Source organism: Aliidiomarina sedimenti (genome assembly GCF_003986955.1).
Lineage (GTDB): Bacteria > Pseudomonadota > Gammaproteobacteria > Enterobacterales > Alteromonadaceae > Aliidiomarina > Aliidiomarina sedimenti.
The window spans coordinates 479,300-496,752 of record NZ_PIPN01000002.1 but is presented as its reverse complement, the minus strand read 5'-3'; the positions used below and the strand labels follow the sequence as shown (position 1 = coordinate 496,752).

At 52.4% G+C, this 17,453-nt stretch carries 13 protein-coding genes; 3 read left to right on the top strand and 10 right to left on the bottom strand.

Annotated elements, in window-relative coordinates:
- Window positions 1-511 precede the first annotated feature (511 nt).
- On the top strand, window positions 512-1,072 hold the full coding sequence (locus CWE12_RS06950; RefSeq protein WP_126788945.1) for a gamma carbonic anhydrase family protein: 561 nt from the start codon (window positions 512-514) through the stop codon (window positions 1,070-1,072).
- Here the strand turns inward: CWE12_RS06950 and CWE12_RS06945 are convergent.
- Genes CWE12_RS06945 through CWE12_RS06935 form a run of 3 tightly spaced genes read right to left on the bottom strand, consistent with a single transcriptional unit; the run spans window position 1,069 to window position 6,160 of the window.
- Window positions 1,069-4,137 carry an error-prone DNA polymerase gene (locus CWE12_RS06945; protein ID WP_126788944.1) on the bottom strand — a complete coding sequence of 1,023 codons (3,069 nt, stop codon included), beginning with the start codon at window positions 4,135-4,137 and terminating at the stop codon, window positions 1,069-1,071. The two genes, CWE12_RS06950 and CWE12_RS06945, sit on opposite strands and share 4 nt — an antisense overlap.
- Complete coding sequence (locus CWE12_RS06940; protein ID WP_126788943.1) at window positions 4,137-5,546, bottom strand: Y-family DNA polymerase; 1,410 nt, start codon at window positions 5,544-5,546, stop codon at window positions 4,137-4,139. Before CWE12_RS06940 ends, CWE12_RS06945 begins: the two co-directional genes overlap by 1 nt.
- Window positions 5,540-6,160 (bottom strand): hypothetical protein, encoded by a 621-nt coding sequence (locus CWE12_RS06935; protein ID WP_126788942.1) that lies wholly within the window; start codon window positions 6,158-6,160, stop codon window positions 5,540-5,542. Before CWE12_RS06935 ends, CWE12_RS06940 begins: the two co-directional genes overlap by 7 nt.
- A 193-nt stretch (window positions 6,161-6,353) precedes the next feature.
- Here CWE12_RS06935 and CWE12_RS06930 point away from each other — a divergent pair, with 193 nt between their 5' ends.
- Window positions 6,354-7,214 (top strand): acyltransferase, encoded by an 861-nt coding sequence (locus tag CWE12_RS06930; RefSeq protein WP_241984159.1) that lies wholly within the window; start codon window positions 6,354-6,356, stop codon window positions 7,212-7,214.
- On the opposite strand, the gene CWE12_RS06925 is transcribed toward CWE12_RS06930, so the two are convergent.
- Window positions 7,180-8,562 carry a mechanosensitive ion channel family protein gene (locus CWE12_RS06925; RefSeq protein WP_241984158.1) on the bottom strand — a complete coding sequence of 461 codons (1,383 nt, stop codon included), beginning with the start codon at window positions 8,560-8,562 and terminating at the stop codon, window positions 7,180-7,182. The genes CWE12_RS06930 and CWE12_RS06925 overlap by 35 nt on opposite strands.
- A gap of 176 nt (window positions 8,563-8,738) precedes the next feature.
- Here CWE12_RS06925 and CWE12_RS06920 point away from each other — a divergent pair, with 176 nt between their 5' ends.
- Window positions 8,739-10,427, top strand: coding sequence for a methyl-accepting chemotaxis protein (locus CWE12_RS06920; RefSeq protein WP_126788941.1), 1,689 nt, complete (start codon window positions 8,739-8,741; stop codon window positions 10,425-10,427).
- Window positions 10,428-10,448: 21 nt separating this feature from the next.
- Here the strand turns inward: CWE12_RS06920 and CWE12_RS06915 are convergent, their stop codons facing one another.
- The 6 genes from CWE12_RS06915 to CWE12_RS06890 form a co-directional block, all read right to left on the bottom strand.
- Entirely contained in the window at window positions 10,449-11,072 is a 624-nt protein-coding gene (locus CWE12_RS06915; RefSeq protein WP_126788940.1) for a thiol:disulfide interchange protein DsbA/DsbL, read from the bottom strand.
- Between the two features lie 48 nt (window positions 11,073-11,120).
- Window positions 11,121-12,101, bottom strand: a complete 981-nt coding sequence (locus tag CWE12_RS06910; RefSeq protein ID WP_126788939.1) for a serine/threonine protein kinase — start codon at window positions 12,099-12,101, stop codon at window positions 11,121-11,123.
- Entirely contained in the window at window positions 12,098-13,528 is a 1,431-nt protein-coding gene (gene ccoG, locus CWE12_RS06905) for a cytochrome c oxidase accessory protein CcoG (protein WP_126788938.1), read from the bottom strand. The genes CWE12_RS06910 and ccoG overlap by 4 nt, the downstream gene beginning before the upstream one ends.
- Before the next feature lie 100 nt (window positions 13,529-13,628).
- Window positions 13,629-14,870, bottom strand: a complete 1,242-nt coding sequence (locus CWE12_RS06900; protein ID WP_126788937.1) for a Zn-dependent hydrolase — start codon at window positions 14,868-14,870, stop codon at window positions 13,629-13,631.
- A gap of 45 nt (window positions 14,871-14,915) precedes the next feature.
- On the bottom strand, window positions 14,916-16,268 hold the full coding sequence (gene mgtE, locus CWE12_RS06895) for a magnesium transporter (RefSeq protein ID WP_126788936.1): 1,353 nt from the start codon (window positions 16,266-16,268) through the stop codon (window positions 14,916-14,918).
- A gap of 18 nt (window positions 16,269-16,286) precedes the next feature.
- On the bottom strand, window positions 16,287-17,327 hold the full coding sequence (locus CWE12_RS06890; RefSeq protein ID WP_126788935.1) for an FAD:protein FMN transferase: 1,041 nt from the start codon (window positions 17,325-17,327) through the stop codon (window positions 16,287-16,289).
- Between the last annotated feature and the right edge of the window lie 126 nt (window positions 17,328-17,453).

The following is a 17,453-nucleotide window of genomic DNA, read 5'->3' as shown; positions in this document are numbered from 1 at the left end:
AATTTTGACCCTACCTGCAGGACAAGCCTGTGGTTGAGATCTGCTACCGAAGTAGCTTTTTAAGTTGCTCAATCAATGTAAGTGCCCACACAGATTGCTTGGCTTTGATAGATTGTTAAAGAACGTTTGCTTGTGGGCGTTAGCCGCTTCAAGCGAGGTGCGTATTCTACACGCCTCATTTTCGGTGTCAACGACTTTATTCAAGTTTCTGCGTTCAATTTGACTTGTTAGCAGAGAGTTAACACGTACTTTTAATGCTTTCCTGCTCATCTCGAGCCGGGAGCGCCATTTTAAGGATTTAAAACATCCCGTCAAGGCTTTTTTCAAACTTGCTTTGCTGGCAACTCGTTGCTGGCTAACCGTTTGAAGTGGGGCGCATTATAGAGCGCGGAGCTTTAAACACAAGCGATTTTCTAAAAAAAACCTTAGAAAAAGGCCGTTTGAAGCAATTCTGTCCAGTTTGCTGTATATTTATACGTATTAAGTAAAGAAAGCGACTTCAGAGGTAACTATGTCTTCAAAATCTGTCCGTTCTTATAAAGGTAAATGCCCACAATATCCTTCTTCAGTCTACATCGATGAATCTGCGGAGCTGGTTGGCGACATCACACTAGGGGAAGACAGTAGTGTATGGCCGTTGGTCGCCGCTCGCGGTGATGTCAATTTTATCCGCGTAGGCGCGCGCAGCAACATTCAGGACGCATGTGTTCTCCATGTCACCCGGACTAGCGCTGCAAACGCGGATGGCTATCCATTGATTATTGGGGATGATGTCACCCTTGGTCATAAAGTGATGCTCCACGGCTGCCAGCTTGGTAACCGGATCCTGGTAGGGATGGGCGCTATTGTTATGGACGGTGCAGTGGTGGAAGACGATGTCATGATTGCAGCAGGTGCACTGGTAGCGCCGAATAAAACGCTCGAGAGCGGTTATTTGTATGTCGGCAGTCCAGCGCAGAAGAAACGTCCGCTGAATGAAAGCGAGCGCGACTTCCTGCAAAAATCGTCACGTAACTATGTGGAACTGAAAAACGATTACCTGGCAGAAACGCAAAACACTAACCGGATTTAATGAAAGTCTCGTGAGCGGATTGCCTGCGTCGGCAGGCGATCCGAGATGTCACGGAGACGGCCCGCCACGACATGCACCACACTCTCTTCAATTTCTACCGTGCCTGTTACCTGCAATAGCTTTGCATGTAACCAGTGCTGACGTTGTTGACGCCCTAACTTTTGCCATAGCACCACATTGACGTTACCGGTTTCATCTTCAAGGGTAATAAAAGTAACCCCGGTGCTGGTCGATGGGCGCTGGCGACCTACGACCAGGCCTATTACGGTGACAACCTGACCACTGCGAAGATGAATTAGTTCTTGTGCGCGCTTATGCGTCGGCAGTACTCCCTGCTGGTTCAATAGCGCTAGTGGGTGAGTGCCTAAGGTAAGACCCGTCGCAGCATAGTCCTGCACCATGGTATCGACGGCCGAAGGCTCCGTTAGCTGATATTCCGCCTGGCCAGCTTCCGCCTCTGTTAATAAGGGGAGCTGCTCACCCAGGTGGGTCATATCCCAGCGAGCCTGATAACGGTGACCCGCAATACCCCGAAATGCATCAGCACTGGCCAACGCCTGCAGGTCAGAACTCGGGATAGCAAGTGATTCGATCTCAGTTAACTTAGCAAAACCCACACCCGGACGTGCGGCAGTTATCTCAACGCTGGCAGCTTTGCTTAGGCCTTTTACTACGCAAAAACCCAGACGAAGGGCCCAGCTTTCATCTTCTTTAGTTAGCTGGTGCTCCCACAGACTGTTATTTATACATACAGGCAATACAGTTACCTGGTGCTGCCGGGCGTCCTGAATAAGCTGTGCTGCAGAATAAAACCCCATCGGCAGACTATTCAGCAGGCCGACATAAAAAGCCGCGGGGTAGTAGTACTTTAACCAGGCCGAGGCATATGCCAGATTAGCAAAGCTGGCAGAATGAGACTCAGGGAATCCATACTCACCAAAGCCACAGATTTGCTCAAATAAACGCAAAGCAAATGACTCGTCATATCCCCGCGCCAGCATCCCTGACACTATTTTGCGCTTAAACTCGATCATCTGCCCCGTACTTTTCCAGGTCCCCATCGCCCGGCGCAGCTGATCGGCTTCACCACCGGAAAATCCGGCAGCCACCATGGCAAGCTTAATAACCTGCTCCTGAAAAATGGGAACGCCTAAGGTGCGTTTAAGTACCGCTTCAACCGCTGGGTTGGGATAGTCTTCAGGCTCCAGGCCGTCGCGGCGACGTAAATAAGGGTGAACCATGTCCCCCTGAATCGGACCTGGTCTGACAATGGCTATTTGCACTACTAAGTCATAGAAGGTCTTCGGCTTCAGGCGCGGTAGCATATTCATTTGTGCCCGCGACTCAACCTGGAATATTCCCACCGCATCGGCGCGTTGGAGCATCGCATACACGCTCGGATCTTCCTGCGGAATGGAGCCAATAGTAAGGGTTCGTCCATAGCAATGTTCGACCCACTGAAACCCCCGCCGCAACGCCGAGAGCATACCCAGCCCCAGTACATCGACTTTTAACAGCTTCAATGCTTCGATGTCATTCTTATCCCACTGAATAACGGTACGCTCAGGCATTGCCGCATTTTCCACCGGGACCAGGTCAGATAAACGTTCAGCAGCAATAACAAAGCCACCCACGTGCTGCGACAGGTGACGCGGAAATCCCCGGATCTGCTCCACCAACTGGAGTAAATGGCCGCCCATGGGGTGTTGTAGAACGCCCAGAGCATCCAGTTGTTGTTGCCAGTCATCTTCACTGTCACGCCGATCCAGGCGAGTCAGTAACTGGCTCAACTGAGCAAGCGGAAACCCCAGCGCTTTACCTACGTCTTTAATTGCACTGCGTAAGCGATAGGTAATAACGGTCGCAGTCAATGCTGCCCGATGGCGCCCGTACTTGCGATAAATATACTGAATGACTTCTTCCCGCCGCTGATGCTCAAAATCGACATCGATATCCGGTGGCTCATCCCGTTCCTTCGAGATAAAGCGCTCAAAAAGTAATTCTGACTGGTCTGGATCAACGGCAGTAATGCCCAGACAATAACAAAGCACTGAATTTGCTGCCGAACCACGACCCTGAAAGAGAATATGCTGGCTTTCGGCAAACTGAACTAAGTCATAAATAGTAAGAAAGAAATGTTCATACTTGAGCTGTTCAACCAAAGCCAGCTCTGAATCAAGCTGACTCTGAACCTTCTGCGGAACCCCTGCAGGGTAACGACGTTCAGCACCCGCCTGGGCTTGCTCAGCCAGATAGTTCGATGGCGTACACCCGGCCGGAACCACTTCGCCCGGATACTGATACCGTAAACACCCAAGGTCGAAGCTGCATTGACGGGCGATAAGCGCACTTTGTTGCAGCCACTTCAGTGGAAATAACTGAGTCAGTTGATCGCAGGGGCGTAAATGACGCTCAGCATTCACCCAATGCTCCGACTCCATCGCTGCCACCGTGGTATTTGCCGCGATTGCATTGAGGGTATGTAACAATGGCAGACGCTCCGGACTGTGCAATAACGCCGCATTGCTGGCCGCAATGGGGGCGTCCAGCTGGGCCGCCAGAGAACTCACCGCCCGGGCACAGGCCTGATCGCTGGCGAGGCGATCACGCACCGCTAAGATCGCAAATCGACTGCCATAAAGCCGCCGTATATCAGCGATCTGCGCGTATACAGTCTGTGTATTTGCTGCCGGTAACCAAAGCAACTCGCAGTCTGACAGAGGTTTGCTCAACAGCCACTGCGGCTTAAATACATAGCTGCCTTTCTCTGCCTGTTGCCGGCAATGGCTAATTAGGGCGCTCAGTTGCTGATAGCCTGCCAGGTTTTTTACCAGGCATACATAGCGCCCGGTGGGGTCATTAAAGAAGCAACCCACTAGCAGTTGAATCTTATGCGCTTTCGCGGCCTGCCATGCTTTCACCACCCCCGCAAAAGAACATTCGTCGGTGACCGAAATGGCCTGGTAGCCAAGTTCAGCTGCGCGCTGCACCATCTCCGCAGGTGACGATGCCGCCTGCAGAAAACTATAATGGGTCAGACAGTGCAATTCAGCATAAGCTGTCATTAGCTTGCCCACCCATGTAAGTACCAGCGTTGCTCAGCAGCAAGAAAGTAAAGCCACCCCCAACGCCTGTGATGGTCCCGCGCCAGCATATAGTCACGCTGTTCAGAGCGGGGTTGCCACCAGGGGGATTGCAATCGTTGCGGCTGCCCATGCAATTGCCACTCATTGATGTCTACCACCTCGGGTGTGACAAGCCACGGCGGCCGCCAGTCATCTGCAGCCTGAAGATTGCCCGTCGTCCCCGGCGCACTGGCGGCAGGTGCCTGTTCTTGCTGACTTTCCGGCATCCACCCCGGTTTACGCCGATAGCCATAAACGCGCGCGTCACCTAACTTCATTTGCAAACGGTTTAATAGCGCTGGTAGCGCAGTTTGCTCGCCGGTAACCGGTTCGAAACCATAACTGGTCGCCTGCAGTTGCTCAAAATGTTGCGCCTCAAGCTGCACGTACATCACCGGGGCACGCAGCTTAGTCGCCTCCATTGCTACCTGCAGCAGGGCAAAAAAGTCATCGGCCTGGGTTTGTGGGTAAGCTAACTGAATTGGGATCTGCTGATGCAGCCCCTGGCGGCAGGTGAGCACAATGAGAAAACGGGTCAGTGCCAGCTGGCGGGTCTGCAGGTAGCGCTGCAGCATCTGTAACAGTCGTTTGCAGCTAAAACGCAGAGCAGCCCAACTGCGTGCTTCCGCCGCCAGTTCAACCCGGTGATTGAAGTTGTCCGCTGGCTGCAGCCATTGCAATGGCAATCTTTGCTGACCACGCAATTCAGCGACCAGGCGCACCACAGGAGCACCGAATTTCTTACCTAATGCCGTGGTCGGGACCTTTAGCAGTTTATCCAGCGTATCTACACCCATGTGGAGTAAACGAACTTTGACGGCTTCATCCAGCGGGGTATTGATCACCAGACAATGCTGGCTGGCATCCGCCATCGGCTGCTGCAAATCGTCCAGTCCTAATTGAGCACACCGCGGATTGGATGCAAAGGTCAGTTGATAACCGGCCCCGGTCAGGTGGGTCTGGATACGATGCTTAACCTGCCCGGGATCCTGATATAACCGCTGCAGCCCTTGTAGCCTCAGCCACAATCCACAGTGCTCTGGGTCTTGTGCTACTTCAGCAAAGTCGGCATACAGCGCCAGCGCTATGTCAGCCAATAACTGACGTTCAGTGGCTTCATCGTACTGCTCTGTTTGCAGGTTATCGCACAACAACCAGGCGTCGGATAGTGGCATTGCAACTTCAACGCCGCAGGCGAGCGCGGCCTGGTTTGCCTGCACAACGCGTAAACCAGTGACCTCATAGACCACCACGGGCTGCTCATCACTATAACGACGCTGGATATGCTCGAGATAGAGCTGAAAGCAACGAATGTACGCCCAGGGCGGTATTGAAGCTGGAACTACCATGCCTGCAACCGTTCACCCAGGCCATGTACCGGCCACCCTCCAGGTCGCTTTAGTACATCCCAACTCAGTTGCCCCTGTTCAAGCTGCAGACGCAGCCGGCTATGGTAAGCACGCGCTTCGTTATTCATATGACGGGTAAAGACCAGCAGCAGAAGCTCGCCATGCAAGCGCCGCTGCCACTGGCGAACTGCCTGTGCGGGCAGGTTAGGATGCCAAATGCAGACCACCCCAGTGGATAATTCACTGACAACCTGGCTCACAGCCCAGGTTAACTCATCATCCTCCAGCCCCTGAAGTAAGGTATGCCGGGCATGGCTCAGCCCCATACCCGACATATGAGGCTGCGCAGGCGGGTTAAACCAGAAGACCGGATGGTTTGCGCGCTCCGCAGACTGCAAGGGGGCACGGAGCAGGGCTGTTTCCCCACAGAATAACCCCGGCAGCTGTACTTCATGCAACTGGCCATAAGGCAACCCCCCGGCAAGCACCTGATCAAGCTTCGAATACCCTGTGCTGGCACGCTGGTGGTTAGTCTCAACAATGTGCTGCTGGCCACGGAAAAGCTGACCACGTTGCAACATAGTTTGTAGAGCCGGGTGCTGCAGAGAATTCATGACAACCTCTAACTACTGTACATAAATACAGTATACAAGGCTGTTTTTCTTCAACGCAAGATGAGGCTGCGAAATTTTCTCTGCTTCAGGTATGATAACGGCAAAAACCTATGAACTTGCTGAGATTTTATTGCCAATGCTTCGATTTCTTCCTGCACCACTTAAGATACTGATCAATTTTCTCTGGGGCTGTGTGGCCACTACAGTAATTGCAGTGGCGATTATCCTGTTGGGGATTCTACGGATAATTCCTATTCGTCCCTGGCAGCGCCTGGTAGCGTCGCTCGCCAATGGCTTATTCAGACTCTGGGGTTATGCAGTTACGGCAATGTTCAACCTGACCCAAAAAACCATCTGGCAGATAGAGGGAGGCGTGGAGCTACGCCGTGATGGCTGGTACATGATCATGGCCAACCATTTGAGCTGGGTCGACATTCTGGTGTTAATGCGGCTGGCCCATAAAGATATGCCAATGCCGCGCTTTTTCCTCAAACAGGAGCTTTTCTGGGTTCCTTTTATCGGCTTTGGCTGCTGGGTGCTCGACATGCCCTTTATGAAACGCTACTCGCGCCAGCTGCTGGAAAAGAAGCCGCATTTAAAAGGCAAAGATATCGAGACCACGCGCCGGTCATGTGAGAAATTTAAGACTCTGCCGACTACGGTGATTAATTTCTGTGAAGGAACCCGTTTCACCGAGAAGAAGCGCGCACAAAAACACAGCCCGTATCAGCATTTACTACCCCCTAAGGCTGGGGGCACTGCCTTTACGTTGCAGGCCATGGAAGGTAACTTTGATGCGATCCTCGACATTACCATTGTCTACCCTGACCGTAACCCTGATAAACCCCTGGTAATTGACTTCCTTGCCGGGCGCCTGCGCCATATTCATCTGCACATTGATGCGTTGCCAGCCACTGATGATCTGGTCGGCGACTACTTTAACGACGCGGCGTTTAAAGAGCATTTCCAGAGCTGGCTGAATACGCGCTGGGAGTTAAAAGACCAGCGCATCGAAAATATTATGCAGAGTCACCGCTCTCAGGCGCAGCGTTAGTTCGCTGCGTAGTTTTCTCCTGAGAGGACTCTTCGCTCTCCGCTTCGTCGTTATCTGAGTCCTCGTTACCTGACTCCTCTTTATCTAACTCTTCAAGGTCCTTCTTCTGTTCTTTCTCAACCTGCTGCGAGGCAGCCAGTGCCGCGCCAACCTCGCGCATATCGACGCCACTTGGGTGCTGATACACACGCAAGCCAAATTCCGGAATAATAGCAAACAGGTGGTCAAATATATCCGACTGGATCCCTTCGTACACCGCCCAGCCAGTGTCGTTGGTAAATCCATATACCTGTAAAGGAAGCCCATCGGCGGTTGGCGCCAATTGCCGAACCAGCATAAACAATTCCTGATGGATCCCAGGGTGGTGTTTTAAATACTGGCTGATATAGGCGCGGAACGTACCGATATTGGTCATACGTCGGGAATTAATGGTGTCCGCGCCATTCCCCTCCAGTTCATGATTCCACTCACTCAGTTCATCATGTTTTTTCTTAATGTAATCGCTCAACAGTGAAAAGCGCTGTAAATGCTCCAGCTCGTCGTTACTCAAAAAGCGGATGCTTTGCTGATCGATCATGATTTCGCGCATCATGCGTCGACCGCCGGCCTGCTGCATACCGCGCCAGTTTTTAAATGCGGTATCAATAAAGCGGCGGGTAGGAATGGTGGTAATAGTTTTATCCCAGTTCTGCACTTTTACTACATGCAACGAGATATCAATGACATCACCATCCGCACTTAAGCCGGGCATTTCCACCCAGTCACCCACACGAATAATGTCGTTGGAGGTGATCTGCATGCTGGCCACCAGCGACAACAGGGTATCCTGAAAGACCAGCATCAATACCGCCGCCATGGCTCCCAAACCAGACAGCAAGATAACTGGCGAGCGGTCAATTAACGTCGCAACGATGAGCAGCACCGCAATGACATAAATTAGTATTTTGACGACCTGGACATAGCCTTTGATGGGTTTCATCGCGGCGTCGGGACGACGCTCATATAAGCGGTTGAGAATTGTCAGAAAGTTTGCCACTGCCAGGGCGACAGTAAGAATGATAAATGCCGTGGCCACATTTCTGACCACAGTAACCACAAAATCCGGCAGATGAGGGATTAAAACGACCCCGGAGGACAACACCAACGCAGGCACTACATTGGACAATCGGGTAATCACCCGTGATTCTTCAAACAAATGGTCCTGACCGAACCGGGTTTGGCGCAAGCCACGGGTAAGGCCTGCCAATAAAACGTGCTTAGTAACCCAGTTACTGATCAGCGCCAGCAGCACCAATACTGTGACTGCGACCAGCGCGTACAGGTAAGGTTGTTCCTCCAACCAGGTCACCCATGTTTGCACCGTGCTGACGATTTCTTCCAAAACAACCTCTGTCCGCTGGATAATAAGTTCCCATAAACTAGCAAAAACCCTGTGATCGCGCTAGTTAGACTAAAGTCGGCGCGCCCTTTAGCCGTTAAATTAGTATAATCTTATCCTTATCTTTACGATTGCAGGAGAGCAGGATGTCCCTTTCTATACAGCAGCGGGTACTAGCGCTGGCATTGATACCACCCGTATTGATTGCCGCTATGGTTACTTTTTACAACTTTTATCAGGCACGCCATATGGGCGAACAAACCGTGGCTGACTTCGCAGGACAAATGGAAGGGGACCGTCGAGCAGAGGTACGTAACTACCTGCAGCTTGCTATCAGTTCGATCCAACATCTGGTGGCCGCTGATGACGGCAGCAATACCGCACAGCTGCAGGAGCAGGCTAAAACCGTCCTGCGCAGTCTGCGTTTCGATGATGCCGGTGACGTCGGCTACGTCTTCGTCTATGACCAACAGGGTGTCAGTGTTGCTCACGGTGTCAACCAGGCCCTTGAAGGGCGCAATTTACGTGACTTCCAGGACCCAAATGGGGTTTACCTGATTCAGGAACTGATCGCCGCCGCCGAGCGTGGCGGCGACTATGTTGAATATGGGTGGGAAAGTAGTAATGGCACTATCGGGCCCAAGCTTGGCTACGCCGATCTGGTTGAGAAATGGAACTGGGTGGTGGGAACAGGTTTCTGGATTGAAGGTTTGCAGGCCCAGGTTGATGCAACAGCCAACCGGGTCGACAATGCGGTTACCGAAGCCTTCATCAGTACGCTAGTGGCTTCAATTATTGCGGTGCTGATTATCGCAGCGGTTGCATTGTACGTTTCCAGAGGGATTACCCGCCCGCTAAGAACCACCGTCACCGCGATGAACGACGTCTCTCAGGGTGACGGCGATCTGACTCGTCGCATCACCGTCGAACAGGACGACGAACTGGGTCAGCTCGCGACCTCCTTTAATCGTTTTGCCGATGACGTCGGTAACATGGTAATGACCATTCGTGATTCCTCTGGCGCCATGAATGAAGCCTCGGTTAAGCTCAATCGGGTGCTCAGCGAAACGCGCCAGGGTGTCACCCGGCAACAGGAAGAAAGTGAACAGGTTGCCACCGCGATCAACGAACTGGCCGCCGCATCGCAGGAAGTCGCACGCAGTGCTCAACAGGCTTCGACTGCAGCGAGCCAGGCTGAGGAGCTTGTTCAGTCTGCCAACAGCCAGCTGCATTCTGCGGTCGAAGTCATCCATGGACTGGCTGACCAGGTTGCGGCAGGGACGAGCGCTGTCGATCAGTTGAATGAACAGTCAAAACAAATCGGTAGCGTACTGGACGTTATCCGCAATATCGCCGAACAAACCAACTTGCTGGCACTCAATGCTGCTATCGAATCAGCCCGCGCGGGTGAGGCCGGCCGTGGCTTTGCGGTAGTCGCCGACGAAGTGCGCACTCTGGCCAGCCGTACCCAGGCCAGCACCCACGAAATCCAGGCCATGATTGAACAAGTCCAGCAAGGTACTTCTCAGGTAACCGGTATTATGGAAGCCATCGAGCAAGGAAGTTCTACCAGCGTGGCTCAGGCCAGTGACGTCGAAAACGCCCTGGCTGATGTATTGCAGGCAGTCAATACTATCAATACTCAGAACGCACAAATCGCAACCGCTGCGGAAGAGCAAACATCGGTCTCTGAAACAATCAATCAGAACATGACGACCATTGTGGATATTGCCAACCAGACTGCAGACGGCACCCGTCAGGCGACGAGTTATATGGAAGAGCTTGCCGATACGGCGGGGCAGTTAGAGAAAAATGTAAGCCGCTACCAGGTGTAGCGGCTTAGGCTTAGCGGAGTATTAGCTGTCTTTATTGACCAGATACTTCGCCAGTTCCAGATAGTCTGAGAAGAAATCATTACTATCACGGAAACCTTGAGGATTCATGCGGTAGCGACCATTGACGATAAACGTCGGGGTCTGCTGCACATTGTACTTTTCTGCTTCACGGCGCATGCGGTTTGCCTGACTGCGAGCAGGAAAGCTGTTGTACGCATTATCGAACTCTTCACGGTCAATACCGGCGGCGGCAAAAACACCCGCTAAATCATCCAGCGAATTACTAACGTTACGCTGCTGGAAATGCTTACGGAAGACCAGCGGTGCAACCTCTTCGGTAACACCTAAAATATTGGCTGCCGCCCATGCACGAATGGTGATATCGCCCATGTTACGAGGACCGATAAAGTTTACATGATATTTTTTGAAGCTATCACCGAACTCTTCTCTGACCATTTCACTAAACGGCTGGAACTGGTAACAACTGCCGCAGTAGAACGAGAAAAAATCAATGATCTCAGTTTCTTCGGTGGCTTCATCGCTCACCACGTCATAATGCACACCTTCTTCAAAATCCATTGCACTGGCACTCGCCATCATGCCCAATGTCGCAGCGGCGACCATTGCTAACCAAAGTTTTTTCATTGTCTGTTTACCTATTTTGAAGCGATTTATAAAAGCATTATGCCTTCGTTAGTAACCAGGCTGCAAGCGCAGCGGTTCTTCGTCCAGCGCTGCAAATTGCTCTTTCAGGGCAAGTACCTGGCGCTCCCAGTACGCGGCTTCTGCGAACCAGCCGAAACTACGGGGGAAAGCCGGGTCGTCCCAACGCTTTGCCAGCCATGCCATGTACTGAATGATTCGCCAGGCGCGTAAAGGTTCAATTAATTTAAGTTCGGCCGCATTAAAAGTAGCAAATTCTTCATAGCCGTCAATCAAGGTATCCAGCTGCGCGACCTGATGATGACGCTCACCGGAAAGCATCATCCATAAATCCTGAATAGCGGGGCCCTGGCGACAGTCATCAAAATCGACCAGGGTTAAGCTGTCATCCCGCCACAATAAGTTACCAACATGACAGTCACCGTGCAGGCGAATGGAGTCATAGCGCGTGAGATCCAGGTCACCCAGGCGCGCCACAACAAGATCCAAAATGGTAAAGAACGGCAGTCGCATTGAGTCCGGGATTAATGCACAGTCACGCAGCTGCTCGGTTGCCTGCTCAAGATCCGTTAAGCTGAACAACGAAGGGCGGTGCACAAAGGGGGTTCGTTTCCCCACCATATGCATCCGCCCGACCTGGCGGCCGAGCTGAAACAAATGCTCGTCCTGATCAGCTTCCAGAGCCCGCCCGCCAACGCTGGGGAACAGCGAAAAACGGAAACCACTATGTTCGGCCAGCGTAGTGTCACCCAGCGCCAACGGCGCCACCACCGGGATCTCAGCCTCTTTGAGTTCGGCCAGAAACGAATGCTCCTCAAGGATCTGTTGATCGCTCCAGCGTTGCGGACGATAAAACTTGGCCACGTAACGCTTGCCGTCGGCGGCAAACTGGTAGACCCGGTTTTCGTAGCTGTTCAGCGCCAGCAACCCGGTATCCGGCCAAACATCGACGGCTTCAAGGGCATCCATAATCAGATCTGGGGTGAGACCAGTAAAGCTAAAATCTGTCATCTTGTTGATAAAAAATTACTCTGGGTTGTTCGCTCAACCTCAGAGTCTGACACCGAGCTCACCGTAAAGCGAATCTCAATCAGGCTCGCCTCAAGAAAATACGGGTCTATCGCAACAGTGACCGGCACCGTATACACTTCCCCGCCTTCAATGCGCAGTTCAGTCGGCCCCATATACTCGATTTCATCTAGTCCACTCACATCGATGCGGAAAGTGTCTGCCTGCTGCGATTTATTGATAATTCGCAGCTGATAGACGTTCTCAATAAAGCCCTGCTGATTTTCCCGGAACAAGGTATTACGGTCACGCACCACGTCCAGTTCAAGAGGAACCCGGAACAGAATGTCTAGCACCAGCAGCGCCGTTAACACCAGAAGTGCCGCACCATAGCCAACGCTTTTCAAGCGGAAGACTTTGGTTTTACCGCCTTCCAGGCGCCGTTCCGTGGTAAAGCTAATGAGCTTTTTCGGGTAACCTATTTTCTCCATCACATTGTCGCAGGCGTCGATGCAGGCACCACAGTTAATGCATTCGTACTGCAAGCCATTGCGAATATCGATACCGGTCGGACACACCTGGACACACAGGTTGCAGTCAATGCAGTCACCGAGCCCAAGCGCTCGCGGATCCTGTTTACGCCCACGGGGTCCCCGCGGCTCGCCGCGTTTTTCGTCGTAAGCGACAATAAAGGTATCTTTATCAAACATCGCCGACTGAAAGCGGGCGTAGGGGCATATGTGGGTACACATAATTTCGCGCATCCAGCCTGCGTTACCGTAGGTGGCGAAGGTGAAGAAGATAACCGAGCCGGTCGCCCATGCTCCCGACTGGAGCAGAAAAAACTCACCAAACAACTGCCGGATATCGGTGAAATAGCCGACAAAGGTCAGTGCGGTCAGTAAAGCGACCAACAGCCAGGCGACGTGCTTCAGCACTTTACGCATAGCCTTGTCTGCGTCCATTGGCCGCTGATCGAGCTTCATTCGCTGGTGCCGCGAGCCTTCAATCTTGCGTTCAAACCACATAAAGATGAAGGTCCAGGTGGTTTGTGGACAGGTAAAGCCACACCAGACCCGGCCCCATAAAGTGGTAACGAGAAACAGGGCAAACGCGGAGACCATGAAGATCCAGGCCAGAATGGTCAGATCCTGAGGCCACAGGGTCAGCCCGAAAATACGGAAACGCTGATCCAGAATATTGAGCAGAATTGCCTGCTCCCCCTGATAGGTTAACCAGGGTAACAGCAGGAAGAGTGCCATCAGCGCAAACCCTAACAGGCGACGGGCTGTTTCAACCCGGCCTTTTACGTCACGTACATAAATACGATCCGTTGGCGCATGCTGAGTGGACCCCTTAGCGGGCTGGATTTTGACAGGTTTACCAACACTGTCCGGCGCTTTATCCTTCACTTCAATATTTTGCTGCATCGCGGCATACCACTACTAGTACCGTAAGTGCCGTCAGTATACGCCTTTCGGCAGCAAAGATCAGGCCACAGAGCTTGCGATGCATCAAACAGTCGCACGGTTAAACCTCGTCCTGCTGGCATTGCGCCAGTACCACATCAAATAGCAGGTTGCTGCCCATTTCGACGTGGTGCCAGTGCGACCATTCGTCAGGGGCGTGACTTACACCGTTGACGGAAGGAATAAAAATCAAACCAGCTTCGCTAATCTGAGTGAAAAACTGGACATCATGACCGGCGCCGCTTGGCATTCGTAAATACGTATAATCGCGCGCTGCAGCTTTTTCCTCCATCAGTTCGATCATACTGTCACTGCAATAGTCCGGCGCCAGCCAGCTGACTTCTTCCCTTTCATAGCGGAGTCGATGGCGCCGGGCGATGGATAACAAGGTTTTATCGCAGGCTTCCGCCAACTCTTTCATAACGGTTTCGCTCATGTCACGAGCGACAATGGTAAAAATAGCTTCGCCTGGCACTGTATGTGGGTAGCCTGGTTTAAGTTCGACTTTGCCCACCGTTATGCGCGTTTTATCGGTCCCGTTTTCGTCGATAATCCGGGGGATCTCGTGGGCAAAATCAGCCAGCCCCATAAAGGCGTCGCTGCGCATATCCATCGGCGCTGTCCCCGCATGATCGGCTTTACCTTTGAGGTGAACAATCCACTTAAAGACCCCGGATATTCCATCGACAATGCCAATCGGAATATTTTGCTGTTCCAGCACCGGGCCCTGTTCGATATGTAACTCCAGAAAGCTGCGCATACTGCCTTTCGGCCAGGCAACCTCTAAGGCGTCCATCGGGTTGAAACCGTGGGCTTTCATCGCATCCGTGAGGTAGACACCATCCGCATCATGAGCCGACAACAGCCAGTCCATATTGAGCTTGCCGGTAATCGCCTGAGCACCGAACATGCCGCCAAAGCGACCTTCTTCTTCGGCGGTGGCGACCACCCGTATGGGGTAATCGAGAGCAATTGACTGCTCCTTTATACAGCGCAGGATTTCAAGACCCGCCATCACTCCCAGAGCACCGTCGAAGATACCGCCTGCAGGCACCGTATCGAGATGGGAACCAATCACTACTGCAGGTTTATCAAGGTCGCCGAGACCAAACCAGACATTGCCGCCGCCATCAATATCAGCGATAAACCCCTCACTCAGAGCCAGATCGCGCAACCAGTAGCGTGCTTTCATATCGGCGTCGGTAAAGCCAGACCGGTAGACCCCATGGTCCTTTTCGTTGAAACCTATTTTAGAAAGTTCGAGAAGACTAGATTTAAGACGAGACAGGTTGATCTGCTGCATAGTGACTCCCAGTCAGTAAGGTTCAGGCTGGGAGCCACCTGCAGGTTAGCCGAGTGCTAACCCGAGGATTGCCGTGGCAATGGAAAAATACACCATTACCCCAGTGGCATCGGCAATCGTGGTCACCAAAGGTGTACTTGCCGTTGCCGGATCCCAGCCGAGACGCTTCAGTAAGAAAGGTAGTAGCAGACCGACCAGGCTGCCAATCATTACGATACTTAGCATACTTAAACCGATGACCAGCATTATCTCAGGGGCGCGGAAGTAAGCCACAACCATGACCGCAGCCGCCATCGAAAGACCCAGTGAAAAACAAACCAACAACTCTTTGGCAAATAACTTAAGCACATCCCCTTTGCCTATATCACCGGTGGCGATCGCCCGTATGACCAGCGTCGCGGTCTGTGAGCCGGAGTTACCACCACTGGCAATCAGCAGGGGTAAGAAAAACAACAGCGTGCCATACGCCATAATAGTGTCTTCATAGTAGGCAATCGCGGCACCCGAAAAGATATTCACAAACACCAGCAATACCAGCCAGTTGATTCGTTTGCTATATAAGGTTCTTGGGCTGGCGTCGCGCAAACTGGCTTCCAGCTTACCGACGGTTGCTGATTTGTGCATGGTGTCAGTGTCTTCTTCTTCGACCACGTCCATCGCGTCATCGAAGGTCACCATCCCCACCAGCAGGTTATCATTAGTCACCGCCGGAATAGCAATCAAGTCATAACGGGAAATAATACGCGCCGCTTCCGACTTGGGCATGTCCGGGTTTACACTGACCACATCGACTGTCATCAGGTCGTCAATCTGTTCATTCGGGGTCGCGGTCAGCAACTGGCGCAATGACACCACACCGGCTAGCTTGTGCTGCGCATCAACCACATAGACCTGATAAATGGTTTCTTTTTCCGGCGCACTCTGACGTAGCTTCTTCAATGCCTGCTCTACCGTGCATCCGACCGGTATCGTGGCATAATCAGAGGTCATCACCGAGCCCACCACGCCTTCTTCATAGCTCACCAGGCGCAACAGGTCTTCGCGTTCTGAACGTGCCAGCCGGCGCATCAATGCATCCTGCAGTTTAAGATCCAGCAGGGCATAGACATCAGCCCGCTCGTCCGACGACATATCGCGGAACAACTGCGCCAACAGGCTCAGCTCCATGTGCGACGCAACTTCCTGCTGGTGGGCCGGACGTAAATACCCGAACACCTCAGCCTGCTGCTGAGGTTCCATCATTTCCATCAGCGCCAGCGTATTGTATACCTCAAAATGCTCGTCGAGGTATTCCGCCACGTCCGCCGAGGGCATGGCGTTGAGTGCTGATTTTAACCCTTCTGCATCGCCGTGCTCGACCAACTCGACGAGATTTTCATAGCCTTCTACATATTGCATGGCATTCTCCTTTACGAGTTATTGCACTGTCGGCACGCGCATATCAGCCTGATGATCCTGCTCAAAACGTTGTGACATATGGCTAATAAACCCTTCATCCCCACGGGTAATAAACAATGCCGCAATATCGTGCTGGTTGGCAAACGCCAGTCCGCGTTCCGTTCCCATCACCAACAGCGCCGTGGCGTACCCATCGGCATCTGTCGCATTGTCTGCCAGCACGGTCACCGCGGCGAGCTTGTGGCTGATAGGTAAACCCGTCGTCGGGTCAATGGTATGCGAATAGCGTACGCCATTTTCTTCAAAATAGTTACGGTAATCGCCTGACCCGACCAGGGCTATATCCTCAATCGGGAGAATATGCTGAACAACCTGACGCCCCTCGGTAGGCGCCTCAATGCCAACGCGCCAGCGCGTCTCTTCACTGCGCGTGCCTTTAGCGTATATATCGCCACCAATATTTACCAGGTGGTTATCGATACCCTGCTCGGTTAAATACGCACTTACCGCATCGACACCGTAGCCTTTTGCAATCCCGGATAGTTCGATAAAAATATCGCTGGTGCGCATGGCGCTCTGTTCGTTTTCGTCCAGGATTAGGAAATGGTAGCCAACTTCCTCTAAACGCTGTTCGATTTCGTCCTCATCAGGTGCCGAGGTCACTCGGCCATCACGACCAAACCCCCACAGGTTGACGAGTCCTCCAACCGTATGGTCAAAGCGTCCCTGTGAACGTGAGGCAATTGCTTCACTGCGCTGCAGTACATAAAAAAGCTCATCGTTAACGGGTACAGGCTGATGCAAAGGTGCATTATTGAGTTGGTTTAATACCGAGTCATCGCGATAGGTCGACATCTGCCGATCCACTTCATTCAATGTGGTCATGATGCCCTGTTCAAGCTGCGCCAGATCCACATCCTCGTGTGCCGTACCCAGCGTTACCTCAAAAAAGGTGCCAAAGATTTCGCCACGCAGGGTCTGGGGCTCCACGGGCCTGCTGCAGGCGACCAACATACTGACTAGAAGAAGAATCGAAAACAGGCGGGAAAACATGGTCATTGCGCTACCTCATTCAGTATGCTGGGAAAAATCTCCCAAATTCTACCAAAAGGCCGGAAAATGAGCCACAACGAAGCGCTGCCAGTAGAAAAAAAGAACCCGCCGGGGAGGCGGGTTAAAAGTTTC